The organism is Caproiciproducens sp. NJN-50 (genome assembly GCF_004103755.1).
GTDB lineage: Bacteria > Bacillota > Clostridia > Oscillospirales > Acutalibacteraceae > Caproicibacter.
Map to the genome: position 1 here is coordinate 2,702,155 of NZ_CP035283.1, position 14,204 is coordinate 2,716,358.

The following is a 14,204-nucleotide window of genomic DNA, read 5'->3' on the forward strand; positions in this document are numbered from 1 at the left end:
CCGCGTTTTTACGCGCCGGGGTAAAACACATGCTTCAGCGACCAGACTGACGTGCCGATTGCGTGTCTGCTGATTCTGGCTTCGGGAAGTTCAAGCTGAAACGCGTGAATGCCGCCCGGATAAAGCGTGAAACCGGTCGGGACACCCGCCTGAGAGAGCCTTGTCACAAAAGCGATCGTTTCGTCCCGGTGCGGGTCCAGATCCCCCACATAGCAGTAGCATGGGGGCAAACCGTGCAGATCAATTTCCCGCGCCGGCGCCGCGTAGGGAGAAACGTCGTCCCTGTTCTCGTGCCCTTTTCCAAGGTAAAAGTTCCATATTTTTCTGACCGAATCGTAATTCAGGGCTCTCGGGTCCCTGAATTCGGTACTCGACTTGGTTCTCAGGCGATCATCTATGGTTGGGGCGATCGGCATCTGAAAGACAGGCATCGGGCCACCGCGGTCTCTCGCCATCAGGCATACCGCAACCGTCAGGCCACCGCCGGAACTCAGTCCTGTAACAGCAATTCGCGACGGGTCCACGCCGATTTCTTCTGCGTTTGAAGAAAGCCATAAAAGCGCAGCGTAACAATCCTCATAAGCGGCCGGAGCCGGGTTTTCCGGCGCCAGCCTGTACGCGGGCGATACGATGACGCAGCCGACATCTTTCACATATCGATAACACATGGCGTCTTCATGCTCAGGGCTTCCTATTGTGTAGCCGCCGTAATGAAAATACAAAAGGCCGGGGAGGTTCCCGGTCCTTATTTTTGGTCCGTAAAGGCGGATCTGAATCGGCGGCGCGCCTTCCGGACCCGGAATAAGCCGTTCAGATACCGAAACTTCCGGGTCCGGAGGAACGGGAATCGGAGGATAAATGATATCTCTTCCGATTTTTTTTATGATATTCGCGCTGCTCCATGCGCCAAGATAGGCCGGCGGCTGTGTTAAAATGTGAACGAATTCCGGGTCAATATGCTGATCCAAATAGGATTCACCCATCTACATGCCTTCTTTACCGTTTTCCCTGCGAATCTGGGTTCCGGATTTAAACCCTGTCAGCCGTTTTTTCAGGAAAGGCCGCTTTTCTGTAATAGACAAGCGATGTCAATCGGCTTTGACCGCAGAGGTTCTTCTAAATTAATGGAGGAATCAACCCATGACATTCGTCAGACTGCCCAGTTTTTCAATGGTGACCCGGACTTCGTCGCCGGGCTTCAGCCATTGCTGTTTTTCTTTCGGCATTCCCAAAATAACGCCGGCGGGTGTTCCGGTAAAGAGGATATCTCCGGGCTTCAGGGTCATGAACCGGGAAACATAGCTGATGACGGTCGCGCAGTCAAAGATCATGTCGCGTGTGTTGGCGGACTGCCGCAGTTCGCCGTTGACGCGGCATTCAATTTTCAGAGACTGGGGGTTGATTTCGTCTGCGGTCGTGATGAATGGACCGACAGGAGCGAATCCGTCGCAGGTTTTGCCGAGCATCCATTGTGGAGTCCGGGACTGAAGGTCCCGCGCGGAAAGGTCGTTTCCCGGCGCGTAGCCGAACACGCAGGAAAGAGCTTCCTCTTTTGTAACGTCGCGCGTTTCCCGGCCGATGACAACGACCAGTTCCGCTTCGTAATCGAATTTCTCCGCAGCCGAGGGAAGCCTGATGACATCATGGTGGGCCGCAAGCGCATTGTTATACTTATTGAAGAGAACCGGATATTTCGGTATCTCCGACTTTGTTTCTGAAGTGTGGCTCACATAGTTCAACCCGACGCAAAGAATCTTTTCAGGACTTGTCACACAGGGCAGGTAGCAAATGTCGTTTTCCAAAATCGGCTGCGTTCCCGATTCGGCAAAAAGCCTGAGGTTTTTCAATGCCACTTCTCCACCCAGAATTACATCTTCCATTGTCCGCAAAGCATTGCCGCCCGGCGAGGCCGCAGCATCGATCAAACCATTTTTCGTCAGGATCCCAAGCCGTTTTTTCCCATTCAGAGAAATTTGCGCCAGTTTCATGCTGATTTCTCCCTTTTCATCATTTTTCACTGATTTGCTTAGGTCTCGTTTGAAAAATCAAGGAACTTGTCTATCAAACAAGGCCTAGCGTTTTGTTTTTCAGTATATCATATCGCCTCAGTGGTTCAATTCAACAAATGGAATATTTCGCATGCTTCTGTCCCCGTCTTTTGCTTTTTCGGCGGCTCCATTACTGGAAAACGTATTGTATATCGGACGGGTTCCCCGTTAAATGCTTAACAATAGCGCTTCTTTCAGGACCGGATTCTCCAATTGGGACCATCTAACCTGTTGATCCCCCCAAGCCATTCCAGAATAACCAATCCTCTTCTATATGTTTCATTATTGCAATGATACTTCTTTCAAGCTCATAGATCAACCGATTCGTTACTGTTTCTTCCAATTTTCATAAATGTCGCTTGGTACCTATCCCGCATGCCCGAACAGCAAGAAAAGGCGGTTTCTCCCGGTCAGTACCGCCTTTTTTCGTTTCGTGCTATTCTATTCCTGGTAAAAAGCAGGTCATTTCGTATCATTCTCCGCTCGCTTCTCAAGATAAGCATTCAGACCGTCAAGGAACGCTTCCGGATTCTCCACTTTTTTAATAGCAAGCAATTCCCCAAAGCTTCGGGGGTACGCTCCCGAACAAGTGAAAACCGTTACGCGATTTTGTAGGCAATACTCCAGAATTCCGGGAACTCTGTAAACATCTTCCACCATCGTATCCTTTGTAATTTTCATAATAGCTCCCCCTGACTGGATAATACTTATAAATAAACAAATTCCGGATGTTTTGGCATCTGAATCAAACTGCAATCGGAAGCTTCAAAGCATTTTTATTATACTTCTCATAACTCGATAAATCAACCAATACTCCTGCCCCCATTTCCAATTTCTACAAATAAGCCTAGACACCCAAAACATAAGGCGGCACCCTCCGGTTTCTCCCGGTCAGTACCGCCCTTTCTCGCTTCGTGCTATTCTATTCCTGGTAAAAAGGTGGTCAAAATCACCTGTTTTGCCGGGCTCTATCCCGCGAAAGCCTCTTCGGCCCTCTCTTTGTAGTGGTGGGCCTCTTCAAGCATCATGTCCTTGACCTTCATCAGTCGGATCTGCGTGGAGCGCTCGTTCTCATCGAGCTTCATCGTGATATATTTGATATTCTCCTGCAGGTCCGGAATCATGATGTGTTCCAGCGCGTTCACGCGGCGGCGGGTCTTTTCTATCTCGGCAGCCATCATGCGGCAGGATTTTTCGACCTCCGCGAGCTTCAGCATATCCGGAAGCAGGTCCGCCAGCGACTTGACCGCGTCGTCCAGATCGCCGGAGGTAAACGCAAAGCCGTAGGAGTAAATGTCGTTCGGATCGGACGTCCGGGTCTGATATTTGAAAACCGGAACCTCCACGCTCATGACGTTGCGCTGCGAGACCTCCAGCGAGACCTCCTGCTTGGGAGCCATCAGGGCAACGTTCACTTCCTCGTCGGGCATTCCCGCGCGGGCCAGAACAAAATTCTGGTTTGCGGAGCGGATCCCCCCCTCAACCTTCTCTCGCAGGGAACGGTTCAGGCGGACCAGATCCAGGTACTGCCGCATCAGTTCGTCGCGTTTGTCTTTTAAAAGTTTATGCCCGCGCATCGCGGTGACCAGCTTTTTCTTCAGCCGTGTCAGCTCCATGCGGGTCGGATTCACATGTGTGGCGGCCATCCCGTAGCCCCCTTCCTATCACTTGCCATAATACTGGTCGAGGAATTCATCCTTGATTCGTTTCAGCTCGCCGCGCGGCAGAATGGAAAGCAGCTTCCAGCCAAGGTCCAGCGTTTCTTCAATGCCGCGGTTGCTGTCATAACCCTGGGAAACATACTGCTTTTCAAATTCGTCGGAAAATTTCGCATACAGCTTGTCAATATCCGTCAGCGCCGCCTCGCCGAGAACCACCATCAGTTCCTTGGCGTCTTTGCCGCGCGCATAGGCCGCAAAAAGCTGGTTCATCGTATCCGCGTGGTCGGCGCGCGTCTTGCCTTTGCCGATGCCCTTATCCTTCAGGCGGGAAAGCGACGGCAGAACGTCGATCGGCGGCGCGATACCCTTGCGGTAAAGCTCGCGGCTTAAAATGATCTGACCCTCCGTGATATATCCGGTCAGGTCCGGGATCGGGTGGGTCTTGTCGTCCTCCGGCATGGAGAGGATCGGGATCAGCGTAATGCTGCCGCTCTTCCCCTTCTGCCGGCCCGCGCGCTCGTACAGGGACGCGAGGTCCGTGTACATGTAGCCCGGATATCCGCGGCGTCCGGGAACTTCCTTGCGCGCCGCGGAGATCTCGCGCAGCGCGTCGGCATAGTTCGTGATATCCGTCAGGATGACCAGCACATGCATGTTCTTTTCAAACGCGAGATATTCGGCGGCGGTCAGCGCCATGCGCGGCGTCGCGATCCGCTCGACGGCCGGGTCGTTCGCCAGATTGACGAACACGACGGTCCGGTCGATGGCGCCGGTCTCGCGGAAGCTCTCGATAAAGTAGTTGGACTCTTCGTAGGTGATGCCGATGGCGGCGAACACCACGGCGAACGGTTCTTCCGTCCCGATCACCTTCGCCTGTTTCGCGATCTGCGCCGCGAGATTCGCGTGCGGCAGGCCGCTGGCGGAAAAGATCGGAAGCTTTTGCCCGCGGACCAGCGTGTTCAGTCCGTCAATAGCGGAAACGCCGGTCTGAATAAATTCCTGCGGGTAGTTCCGCGCCGCCGGGTTCATCGGCAGGCCGTTGATATCAAGCCGTTTTTCCGGCAGAATTTCCGGACCGCCGTCGATCGGGTGTCCAAGGCCATCGAAAATGCGGCTGAGCATATCCTCCGAAACGCCGAGTTCCATGCTGCGGCCGAGAAAGCGGACCTTGCTGTTGTCGAGGTTGATGCCGGTGCTGCTTTCAAACAGCTGAACCAGCGCGTTGCCGCCGTCGATTTCCAGCACCTTGCAGCGGCGCTTTTCACCGCTCGCCAGCTCGATTTCTCCCAGTTCGTTGTAGGCGACGTCTTCCACGCCGCGGACCAGCATCAGAGGACCCGCAACCTCCTGAATGGTCTTGTATTCCTTTGGCATCAGAAGTCCTCCTTTCGGCTGAGCAGGTCTTCAATTTCTTTTCCGAGCTCCGTCGTGATTTCATCGAATTCCGCAGCGACTTTGTCCGCCGCAATATACTTGAAGCGCCCAATCCTCTCGCGGACCGGCAGGCTGACAAGGCCGTTGACCGGCGCGCCCTTCTGCAAAGCCGCCACCGTGTCGTCGTAGAACCGCAGAACCAGCTTCATCGTCAGGTACTGCTTTTCCAGCGGCGTGAACATGTCGACTTCGTTAAAGGCGTTCTGCTGCAGGAAATCCTCGCGGACGCTCCGCGCGGCTTCCAGCTTGAGGCGGTCCGGGGCGGAAAGGGCGTCCATGCCGACCAGCTTGACGATTTCATCCAGCTCGCTTTCGTCGTGCAGCAGGCGGAGAATTCTTGCGCGCAGCTCCATCCAGTCCGGATGCACATTTTCATTGAACCATTTGCCCAGGGAATCGGCGTACAGCGAATAACTGGTCAGCCAGTTGATGGCGGGGAAATGACGGGCGTAAGCCAGCGCGGAATCCAAACTCCAGAACACCTTGACGATGCGCAGCGTCGCCTGGGATACCGGCTCGGAAATATCGCCGCCCGGAGGGGAAACGGCTCCGATGACCGACAGTGAGCCTTCGCGGTCTTCTTTTCCGATGGTCTTGACGCGCCCGGCGCGCTCATAGAACTGAGCCAGACGGCTTCCCAGGTAAGCCGGGTAGCCTTCTTCACCGGGCATTTCCTCCAGACGGCCGGACATCTCGCGAAGGGCTTCCGCCCAGCGGGATGTGGAGTCGGCCATCAAAGCGACGGAATAGCCCATGTCTCTGAAGTATTCCGCAATGGTGATTCCCGTGTAAATGGAGGCTTCCCGCGCGGCCACCGGCATGTCGGAGGTGTTGGCGATCAGCACGGTCCGTTTCATCAGGGAATAGCCGGATTTCGGGTCCTTCAGTTCGGGGAACTCGTTCAGAACGTCGGTCATTTCATTGCCGCGCTCACCGCAGCCGATGTAGACGACAATGTCCGCGTCCGCCCACTTGGCGAGCTGATGCTGCACGACGGTCTTGCCGCTTCCGAACGGTCCCGGGACCGCCGCCGTGCCGCCGCGCGCGATCGGGAACATCGTATCGATGATCCTCTGCCCGGTGATGAGCGGCATGTCGGGCGAAAGCTTTGTCTGATACGGGCGGCCGATCCGGACGGGCCATTTCTGCATCAGGGAGATTTCCCGTTCCGCGCCGTCCTCCGTCCGAATCTTTGCCACGATCTCCTCGACCGTATAATCTCCCTCGGCAATCGACGAAACCGTTCCCGTGGTCCCGTTCGGCACGAGAACCCGGTGCTCGACGATCTCCGTTTCCTGCACGGTTCCCAGAATATCGCCGCCGGTGACCTGATCCCCAGCGGATACCTTCGGGACAAAATGCCATTTTACATCGCGTTTTAGGGCGGGAATCTCGACCCCGCGCTGAAGGTTATTGCCGGTCATTTTCATGATTTCCTCCAGCGGGCGCTGGATTCCGTCGTAAATGCTGCTGATCAGTCCGGGGCCCAGTTCCACGCTCAGCGGCGCGCCGGTGGATTCCACCGGTTCGCCCGGCTTCAGGCCGGAGGTCTCCTCATAGACCTGAACGGAAGCCTGGTCCCCGTGGATCTCTATGATTTCACCAATCAGGCGCTGCTCGCTGACACGCACCACGTCGAACATATTCGCGTCGCGCATTCCGTCGGCGATGACCAGAGGTCCGGCAACCTTTTTGATCGTGCCTTTGCTCATTTTCCTTCTCACCTGCTTCTTTCGTTATCGCTGTTGAAAATAATATCGGAGCCGACCGCCTGCTCCACCGTTTTCTTCACGTTCCGCATTCCGATCCCCGTATTCCCGGAAACGCCCGGAATCGGAATGATGGCCGGAAGCTGCTGGGACTCATACCGGCTGATTTCCGACGAAAGGCCCTCGAACACCGCCTCCGTCACATAAATCACGGCGTAGTCCTCCTCCGCAAGGCGTCTCAGTTCCCCGGAGGCTTCGGCAAGATCCCGAACGGGACATACGTCCAGCCCCAGCGAGGCAAATCCGTAAATGCTGTCGCGGTCGCCGAGTACGGCGGTTTTATACATACGTCTCCCTCAGCCTTTCCCGGACGGACTCATCCGAAAGCCGGTTCAGCTTGCCGGACAATATGATCCTGACCGTTTTTATTTCATTTTCCCGCGCCAGAAGGTATGCAGCGACCGGCGCGATGGTAAACGGGTTGTATTTCTGCGGGCGGATCTGCTCCATCAGCAGATCATCACACCAGCGTTCAAACGAAGAGACCGATTTCCGCACGGCGGGCACGGCTCCCGCGTAGGGCGTCATGGCCAGATACTCCAGAACGGCATCCACGCCGGACGCCGCCGCGCGGGCCAGCTTTTTTACATCAAGCGTGGAGCAGGGAGCAAGGGCGTGTTCAAGGAATTCCAGCGGCTTGCCCGTGCGCGCCGAACGGACGGCGATCCGGATATCGGCGGACGCGACCGTCAGCTCCGCGTATTTCTGCAGCACTTCATTGTCGGATGCCATGCCGGCATTCAGCACCGCTTCCAGGGCGGCCCGGTCGATGACGACATCGCACATCTGGCCGTCGTGGTTTTGCAGAAGCACCCTGCACGCCTCCTGAGCGGCGCCGCGCATCTGCTCAGGCAGCTGCGTGAAGTCCTGGTCCCGGACCGCCTTCAGAATCAGGCTGGGATCGATCGTTCCGCTTTCGAAATAGATGTTCGGCGTCTTCGAGTCCATGCAGACTTCCTTCACCGCCGCTTTCAGATTGTGGTAATCGTTTGCGTAAAGGAAGACGTCAAACGCCGACAGATCCTCACCGATCAGCTCCCGAATCAGCTTCCATGTCTTTTCGCGCTCCGCGGACAAAATCTCCCCGGCATTGCCGGAAGAAACATCCCACCCTTTTTCGGAAAGGACATGCAGGCAATCCTCGTAATTTTTGCAGGCCATCAGCTGTTCCAGCGTCTGAGCGCCGAAAAGCGACAGCTCCTTCGAGCGGATGCGGGCAACTGCATATACATAATCCTGTTTTTCGGCCATTTTCAACCCCCCGCAAACACGAGCTGGTTCACCTTGTCCTGCAGCTCGTCGCGGCGGGCGTCAAACAGAGCCGAAAACGAGCAGTTTTCCTCGATTCCGCCATAGGACAGCACAAAACCGCCGTCAATATTCCTCGCCTGCCCGGAAACCCTGAGCGACGCGCCCTGCCCTTTGACGGCGGCGTTCAGAGCCGCTTCAAAACCGGCGGGAAGCCTCTTCAGGTCAGCGGGGGAAAAGAGGATCTCCCCCTCGCGGGGCAGCGCGTTTTTCACCGCCATCTTCAGAATAAGCTTAAAATATTCGTCGTCGGGCAGGGCATACAGAGACTGCTTTGCCTTTTCAATGATATCCGCAATCAGCTGTTGCTTTGCGCCCAGAACCGCCTTGCGAATCTGCAGGGCGGCCGCAGACTCGGCCCTCTCCCGGATCATGGCCGCCTCTTCTTCGGCGCGCCTGCCGACGGCGGCGCACTGCTCGGCCGCATCCTTCCCGGCCTGGCTGCGGATCTCTTCCGCCTGTGCGCGCGCTTTTTCCAGCATCGCGTTCACCGCCGAGTCCGATTCGGACGTGATATCCTGTATGATTTTATCTAACCCTGTCATTGACAAGTTCTCCTAACTGTTAAACGTTCAGTCCGCCGACGCCGAAAATCGCAAGAATGGAAACCAGAAGGGCAAGAATCGCGTATGTTTCAACCATTGCGGGGAAAATCATGGCTTTGCCGAACTGGTCCGGGCGTTTGGAAACGAGCCCGATGCTGGCGATTGCGGCATTGCCCTGGTGAATGGCGGAAAAATAGCCGACCAGCGCCATCGGCATGCAGGCCGCAAAATACAGCAGCCCTTTCGCGCCGGACATGGCCCCCGCTCCGCCGCCGAGGATGCCGGTCTGGGAAAGAGCGATAAACGCGATCAGCAGGCCGTAAATGCCCTGTGTGCCGGGAAGGAGCTGAAGGACGAGCACCTTGCCGAACATGGACGGATCCTCCGTGACGACGCCCGCCGCCGCCTGGCCGGTTTTGCCGACTCCGTGTGCCGAGCCCATTCCGGGGAGAAGCGCTGCGAGCGCCGCGCCCAAAAGCGCAAGGGGAAGCCCAAGACTGTTAAAAAAGTTCATGATTCATTTTCCTCCTTGAATTGATAATATTTAGTATGAGCGCTTGCGGAAAATGGGGTGAACTTCCGCCCGCCGCCCGAATAAAACTTGCCGAAAAACTCCACGTACTGGAGTCGGTTCGTATGAACGTACGCGCCCAGCATATTGATCATGATGTTCATCGTATGCCCCACGATGAATATCAGGATGAAGACAATCGCGCCCACGACGCCGCCGCCGGACATGCTCGCCATCTTGTTGACCACGCTGGCGATGACCCCGGTTGCAAGCCCCAGGGCCAGCAGGCGGGAGTAGGAAAGCACGTCGCTCAGATACCCCGTCACGTTGTACAGGGCGTACAGCCCCTTCATGATCCGCTTGACCGGACTGCGCGATTCGCGTCCGCCCGTCAGGATAATGCCGACCGCCCCCACGGCCGCGGCGACTGTCGCGACCTTCGCGGCGGCTGCCGAAACCGTGAAGGTAAGGCTGAACATGTCGTGCATCATGCTCGTGGAAAGCAGGAGCACAATGAGCCCGCCGACCAGCAGATACCAAAAGACCACATCATACAGCGCGTCCAGATACCGTCCCGTGTGCAGCGCCTGATACAGGTTGGCGCCCAGCCCGGCAAAGAGGTGGATAATACCCACCAGCAGGCAGAAAACCAACAGGCGCATCGGCTGGTTCAGCGGTGCGAACCAGACGGCCGGTATGGTCACATTCGCGTGAAAGAAGGTCTTTCCCACCACGTCGACCACGTCCCCGAAATAGCTGCCGAACATCACGCCCCAGAAGGTCGTGGAAAGGCCGCAGTAGAAAAACATGTTCATCATGTGATGCATGGACAGCTTCATATGCGGATACTTTTTCATGAGAATGAATGTGACGAGGGTCATGATGATTCCATAAGCCGCATCGCCCAGCATCATGCCGTACAGAAAGTAATAAAACGGAGCCATCAGCGCAGTCGGATCGATTTCTCCCTTGCCCGGCAGGCTGAATGACTCGACGACATCCTCCACCGGGGTTGCAAACGCGTTGTTTTTTAAAAGGACGGGAGCGTCGTCCTTTTCGTCCGGGTCGGAAAACTCGATCGCCAGGTCGAATCTTTTGGAAAGCGCCGCTTCCAGGCCCGAAGCCTTTTTCGCCGGAACATAACCGGTCAGAAGGAAAGTGCGCTTCGACTGTGCCAGACGCCCGATCACCTCGTATTTTTCCGAGCGCATGGTATCGTAATCTTCCAGCAGTTTCAGGTCGCCGCGGCATTCCGCATAGCTCTTGACCTCGGATTCGTCGCGCTCTATGGACTTCCTGCACTCCTCTTCCTCCGCTTTCAGCGCTTCGGTTTCCCTCGCCGGCGTCCTTTCCGGCTGGACGGCCGGCCTTGCAAAGCCCAGCGCGTTCAGCGCCGCGGCGTAAGCCTCCCCGTCCTTCTTTTCGCAGAGAAAGAAAACGCAGGTCTGGTCCTTTAAGGAGCCGACAACCTCCGCAGCGAAGGGCCCGGCTTCCGGCGCCGCCTTGGCCAGATTTACACTCAGTTCCTCCCGGGTCAGGGCGCCGGGCAGAGAACCGATCAATGCCGCGGTCTTCTTTGTCCCCGCGAAACTCAGCGGAACGTCAAGCTCCATCCAGGGGGACAGCGCTTCCCGCTCCAGCTCCGTGCGGACGATCTCCGCGCGGCTTTCCGCAAGATTTTTCTCCAGTTCCTCCAGCCGTGCGGCAACGCGCACCGTTTCGTCGTGCCGCTGTGCGAACTCCTCGTACTGCTGCGCGGTCAGCTGCTCTTTCCCCTCCAGCGCGGCCAGCATGGACTGGTTCTGGGGAACGGCGCGGTTCAGGATCTCCAGCGCGCGCCTTGCCGCCGCAACGTTCTTTTCGAAAGCTGTCCGCGAGTCCGACAGATCGCTTTTATGGAAGACTCCATCTTCCAAGCCGGTGTCGCCGACCTCGACAACGCCGCGGCGCTGCAGATCTTCGAGAAGCTGCTTGCGGTTTTTTCTGAGCGCGCAGATCACCACACGCTTCATTTGTATCACTGCCAATTGGATATTCCCTCCTTGCGTCCGGCACCCGCAGGCGTCAGATCAGTTCGGACAAAACAAGCCGGACCGCCTCGTCCTGCCGGCGCAGCGCCGTTTGGCGCATCGATTCGACTTGGGAAGCAATTTTGGACTGCACGTCCATTTTCATCTCGCCGCCCCTGCTGTCCGCTTCGTCGAGAAGCGCCCTGGCCTCCCGTTTTGCTTTTTCCAGCATCGCGCCGGCCGCCTCCGCGGCTTCCCTTCGCGCATCCTGTAAAATGACATCGCACTGTTCGGCTGCCTGCTCTTCGGCTTTCTGAGCGTCGGACTCCGTTTTCTTGATCGCATCTACGATTTCCGTTGCCATTTTTTCACCTCGAACCAACCGGCAAATGACTGCCGTTATTTTTTGCTATTTATTTTTAATAATATCTGTATCCAGTTTTTTATTCTACATCTAAGTCAAAAAATAATCAAATCTTTTTCCTGGTTTTCCCGGTTTTTTTTATGCAACACGACTGAAAATCCGGAGAATAAAAATTCCGGAGCATAATAATAAAATCCGGAACGGACTGATATCGTTTCTCTTAAAATTAAACGCCTATGCGCCTTCTATTTTTCATATCAGGATTATAATTTTGCAATGATCCCTATACTATAAGGAAATAAGGATTAGGAAAAGGAAAGGATTGTGATTTTCATGGCTGTGATTGGAGCATTCATCATGCCTCATCCTCCGATTATCATTCCGTCAGTCGGAAAAGGCGAAGAGCGCAGAATTCAGAAAACCTCCGACGCATATCAGCGCGCGGCGGCGGAGATTGCCCGGATGAAACCCGAAACGCTGGTGGTTCTGTCTCCTCACGCCGTGGCATACGCCGACTATCTCCACATTGCGCCGGGCGCAGCGGCCAAAGGCGATTTTTCTGAATTCGGGTCCGCAGACCCGCCGCTGGAATTTTCCTGCGATACCCAATTCGTTTCCGCTCTTTCGGACGAAGCGGGCCGGCGCGGGCTGCCCGCAGGAACGTTCGGGGATAAACGCCGGCCGGTCGACCACGGAGCACTGGTCCCCCTTACTTTTATCACTCGGGCTTACCGCGATTTTCGACTGGTCAGGTGCTCGATCTCCGGCCTGGGCGCCTCCGCGCACTACCGGTTCGGCCAGTGCATCGCGCGGGCAGCGGAGCAGCTTGGCCGCAGGGTCGTTCTGATCGCGAGCGGCGACCTCTCCCACAAGCTGAAGGAAGACGGGCCGTACGGCTTCGCGGAAGAGGGGCCGAGGTTTGACCGCGAAGCGACGGAGGCAATGAAGGCCGGAGACTTCCTGCGCTTTCTGACGTTTGACGAGGAGTTCTGCGAAGCGGCGGCGGAATGCGGCCTGCCTTCGTTTCAGATTCTGGCCGGGGTTTTCGACGGAACTGCCGTGAAACCGGAATTTTTGTCCTATGAAGGCCCGTTCGGCGTCGGCTACGCCGTCTGCGGGTATACTCCCCAGGGTCCCGACGAAAGCCGCAGATTCGGGGAAAACGCGGAGCAGCGGAAAAAGGAAGCTCTTCTCGGAAAGCGGAAAGGCGAGGACGAGTATGTCCGGCTTGCCCGGATGTCGCTGGAAAACCGGATCATCGAAGGCAAACGCCTCCCCCTCCCGGAGGGACTGCCGCCCGATCTTGCAAACCGCCGGGCCGGCGTGTTCGTCTCGCTGAAAAAGGACGGCCGCCTTCGCGGCTGCATCGGAACCATTCAGGCAACACAGAGCTGCGTCGCGGAAGAAATTATTTGCAACGCGGTCAGCGCCGGATTGCGCGATCCCCGGTTTGAGCCGGTCGGCGAAGAGGAACTGCCGAAGCTGGTTTACAGCGTAGACGTCCTTGGAGAGGCGGAGCCCGCCGCTTTTCCCGGCGGTCTCGACCCCGCCCGCTACGGAGTCATCGTCCGCAGCGGAGAGCGGTGCGGACTGCTGCTGCCGGACCTGCCCGGCGTAAGCACGCCGCAGGAGCAGGTTTCCATCGCACTGCGCAAGGCCGGGATCGGCGAAAACGAATCCTATACAATGGAGCGGTTCGAGGTGGTGCGGCACACATGAGCAAAGTTGTGTGCGGGGTTTGTCCCCACGCCTGCGCCCTTGAGGAAGGACGGACCGGCTTCTGCGGCGCTAGGTCGAACCGGGGCGGCAAAATCGCCGCCGACAGCTACGGCAGGGTGACGGCCATCGCGCTGGATCCGGTGGAAAAGAAACCGCTGCGCCGTTTTTTTCCCGGCAGCCGGATCCTCTCCGTCGGCAGCTACGGGTGTAATCTGCGCTGCCCCTTTTGTCAGAACCACGACATCTCCATGGTGAAATGGGACGACGACAGAACGGAGTTCCTCTTTCCCCAGCTGCTGACCGACCAGGCGCTGGAGCTGAAAGCACAGGGAAATATCGGCCTTGCCTTCACCTACAACGAGCCGTTGATCTGCCCGGAATACGTAATGGACTGTTCCCGGCTGAACCGGAAAAACGGCCTGAAGAACGTCGTGGTCACTAACGGGTACGTCAGCCTGGAACCGCTTAAACGGCTTTTGCCCCTGGTTGACGCGATGAATATAGACCTCAAAAGCTTTTCTCCGGAATTTTACCGGAAGATTTCGGGAGGGCTGGAGGAGGTCAAGCGCACGATTTCCCTCGCGGCGGAAGTCTGCCATGTGGAAGTGACGACGCTGATCGTGCCCGGAGAGAACGATTCCCCGGAGGAGATGGAACGCCTGTCCGGCTGGCTGGCGGAAGTGGACCCTGAAATTCCGCTGCATGTCACACGATTCTTCCCCAGATACAAAATGGAGGACAGCTTTCCGACTCCGGTCGGTACCATTGATTCTCTCGCCGAAACCGCGCGCAAAAACCTCAAATATGTTTACGAGGGCAACATATAAAAAATCCGC

The 14,204-nt window shown here is 56.6% G+C and carries 14 protein-coding genes; 2 read left to right on the plus strand and 12 right to left on the minus strand.

Annotation, left to right across the window (positions count from 1 at the left end; genetic code table 11):
• Positions 1 to 8: 8 nt before the first annotated feature.
• The 12 genes from EQM14_RS13150 to EQM14_RS13205 form a co-directional block, all read right to left on the minus strand.
• The gene (locus EQM14_RS13150; protein WP_128743639.1) at positions 9 to 983 is read right to left on the minus strand and encodes an alpha/beta hydrolase; all 975 of its coding nucleotides are present in this window, start codon (positions 981 to 983) and stop codon (positions 9 to 11) included.
• Between the two features lie 150 nt (positions 984 to 1,133).
• A complete protein-coding gene (locus EQM14_RS13155; RefSeq protein ID WP_128743640.1) occupies positions 1,134 to 1,988 on the minus strand; it encodes a fumarylacetoacetate hydrolase family protein in 855 nt (284 codons plus the stop codon).
• Positions 1,989 to 2,510: 522 nt separating this feature from the next.
• Positions 2,511 to 2,729: a hypothetical protein gene (locus EQM14_RS13160; protein WP_128743641.1), complete on the minus strand. Its 219-nt coding sequence runs from the start codon at positions 2,727 to 2,729 to the stop codon at positions 2,511 to 2,513.
• A 287-nt stretch (positions 2,730 to 3,016) separates the two neighbouring features.
• Complete coding sequence (locus tag EQM14_RS13165) at positions 3,017 to 3,694, minus strand: V-type ATP synthase subunit D (RefSeq protein ID WP_128743642.1); 678 nt, start codon at positions 3,692 to 3,694, stop codon at positions 3,017 to 3,019.
• A gap of 18 nt (positions 3,695 to 3,712) precedes the next feature.
• Entirely contained in the window at positions 3,713 to 5,083 is a 1,371-nt protein-coding gene (locus tag EQM14_RS13170; protein WP_128743643.1) for a V-type ATP synthase subunit B, read from the minus strand.
• Positions 5,083 to 6,855 (minus strand): V-type ATP synthase subunit A, encoded by a 1,773-nt coding sequence (locus tag EQM14_RS13175; RefSeq protein ID WP_128743644.1) that lies wholly within the window; start codon positions 6,853 to 6,855, stop codon positions 5,083 to 5,085. The genes EQM14_RS13170 and EQM14_RS13175 overlap by 1 nt, the downstream gene beginning before the upstream one ends.
• An 8-nt stretch (positions 6,856 to 6,863) precedes the next feature.
• The gene (locus EQM14_RS13180) at positions 6,864 to 7,199 is read right to left on the minus strand and encodes a V-type ATP synthase subunit F (protein ID WP_128743645.1); all 336 of its coding nucleotides are present in this window, start codon (positions 7,197 to 7,199) and stop codon (positions 6,864 to 6,866) included.
• Positions 7,192 to 8,163, minus strand: a complete 972-nt coding sequence (locus EQM14_RS13185) for a V-type ATPase subunit (protein WP_128743646.1) — start codon at positions 8,161 to 8,163, stop codon at positions 7,192 to 7,194. Before EQM14_RS13185 ends, EQM14_RS13180 begins: the two co-directional genes overlap by 8 nt.
• Before the next feature lie 2 nt (positions 8,164 to 8,165).
• Positions 8,166 to 8,765 carry a V-type ATP synthase subunit E gene (locus EQM14_RS13190; RefSeq protein WP_128743647.1) on the minus strand — a complete coding sequence of 200 codons (600 nt, stop codon included), beginning with the start codon at positions 8,763 to 8,765 and terminating at the stop codon, positions 8,166 to 8,168.
• A gap of 19 nt (positions 8,766 to 8,784) precedes the next feature.
• Positions 8,785 to 9,279, minus strand: coding sequence for a V-type ATP synthase subunit K (locus tag EQM14_RS13195; RefSeq protein WP_128743648.1), 495 nt, complete (start codon positions 9,277 to 9,279; stop codon positions 8,785 to 8,787).
• The gene (locus EQM14_RS13200) at positions 9,276 to 11,297 is read right to left on the minus strand and encodes a V-type ATP synthase subunit I (protein WP_243112829.1); all 2,022 of its coding nucleotides are present in this window, start codon (positions 11,295 to 11,297) and stop codon (positions 9,276 to 9,278) included. Before EQM14_RS13200 ends, EQM14_RS13195 begins: the two co-directional genes overlap by 4 nt.
• Before the next feature lie 43 nt (positions 11,298 to 11,340).
• Positions 11,341 to 11,649: a hypothetical protein gene (locus tag EQM14_RS13205; protein WP_128743650.1), complete on the minus strand. Its 309-nt coding sequence runs from the start codon at positions 11,647 to 11,649 to the stop codon at positions 11,341 to 11,343.
• A 333-nt stretch (positions 11,650 to 11,982) separates the two neighbouring features.
• Between EQM14_RS13205 and amrA the strand changes: the two genes are divergently transcribed.
• Together amrA and amrS are read left to right on the plus strand one after the other, a co-directional pair.
• On the plus strand, positions 11,983 to 13,368 hold the full coding sequence (gene amrA / locus EQM14_RS13210) for an AmmeMemoRadiSam system protein A (RefSeq protein WP_128743651.1): 1,386 nt from the start codon (positions 11,983 to 11,985) through the stop codon (positions 13,366 to 13,368).
• A complete protein-coding gene (gene amrS, locus EQM14_RS13215; protein ID WP_128743652.1) occupies positions 13,365 to 14,195 on the plus strand; it encodes an AmmeMemoRadiSam system radical SAM enzyme in 831 nt (276 codons plus the stop codon). The genes amrA and amrS overlap by 4 nt, the downstream gene beginning before the upstream one ends.
• The last annotated feature ends 9 nt before the right edge of the window (positions 14,196 to 14,204 follow it).

Bases quoted from the DNA above. Each gene is read 5' to 3' on its own strand.
- EQM14_RS13205 (WP_128743650.1), bottom strand. From the start codon at position 11,649: ATGGCAACGGAAATCGTAGATGCGATCAAGAAAACGGAGTCCGACGCT.
- EQM14_RS13190 (WP_128743647.1), bottom strand. From the start codon at position 8,765: ATGACAGGGTTAGATAAAATCATACAGGATATCACGTCCGAATCGGAC.
- EQM14_RS13160 (WP_128743641.1), bottom strand. From the start codon at position 2,729: ATGAAAATTACAAAGGATACGATGGTGGAAGATGTTTACAGAGTTCCC.
- EQM14_RS13195 (WP_128743648.1), bottom strand. From the start codon at position 9,279: ATGAACTTTTTTAACAGTCTTGGGCTTCCCCTTGCGCTTTTGGGCGCG.
- EQM14_RS13170 (WP_128743643.1), bottom strand. From the start codon at position 5,083: ATGCCAAAGGAATACAAGACCATTCAGGAGGTTGCGGGTCCTCTGATG.
- EQM14_RS13180 (WP_128743645.1), bottom strand. From the start codon at position 7,199: ATGTATAAAACCGCCGTACTCGGCGACCGCGACAGCATTTACGGATTT.
- EQM14_RS13175 (WP_128743644.1), bottom strand. From the start codon at position 6,855: ATGAGCAAAGGCACGATCAAAAAGGTTGCCGGACCTCTGGTCATCGCC.
- EQM14_RS13165 (WP_128743642.1), bottom strand. From the start codon at position 3,694: ATGGCCGCCACACATGTGAATCCGACCCGCATGGAGCTGACACGGCTG.
- amrA (WP_128743651.1), top strand. From the start codon at position 11,983: ATGGCTGTGATTGGAGCATTCATCATGCCTCATCCTCCGATTATCATT.
- amrS (WP_128743652.1), top strand. From the start codon at position 13,365: ATGAGCAAAGTTGTGTGCGGGGTTTGTCCCCACGCCTGCGCCCTTGAG.
- EQM14_RS13155 (WP_128743640.1), bottom strand. From the start codon at position 1,988: ATGAAACTGGCGCAAATTTCTCTGAATGGGAAAAAACGGCTTGGGATC.
- EQM14_RS13185 (WP_128743646.1), bottom strand. From the start codon at position 8,163: ATGGCCGAAAAACAGGATTATGTATATGCAGTTGCCCGCATCCGCTCG.
- EQM14_RS13150 (WP_128743639.1), bottom strand. From the start codon at position 983: ATGGGTGAATCCTATTTGGATCAGCATATTGACCCGGAATTCGTTCAC.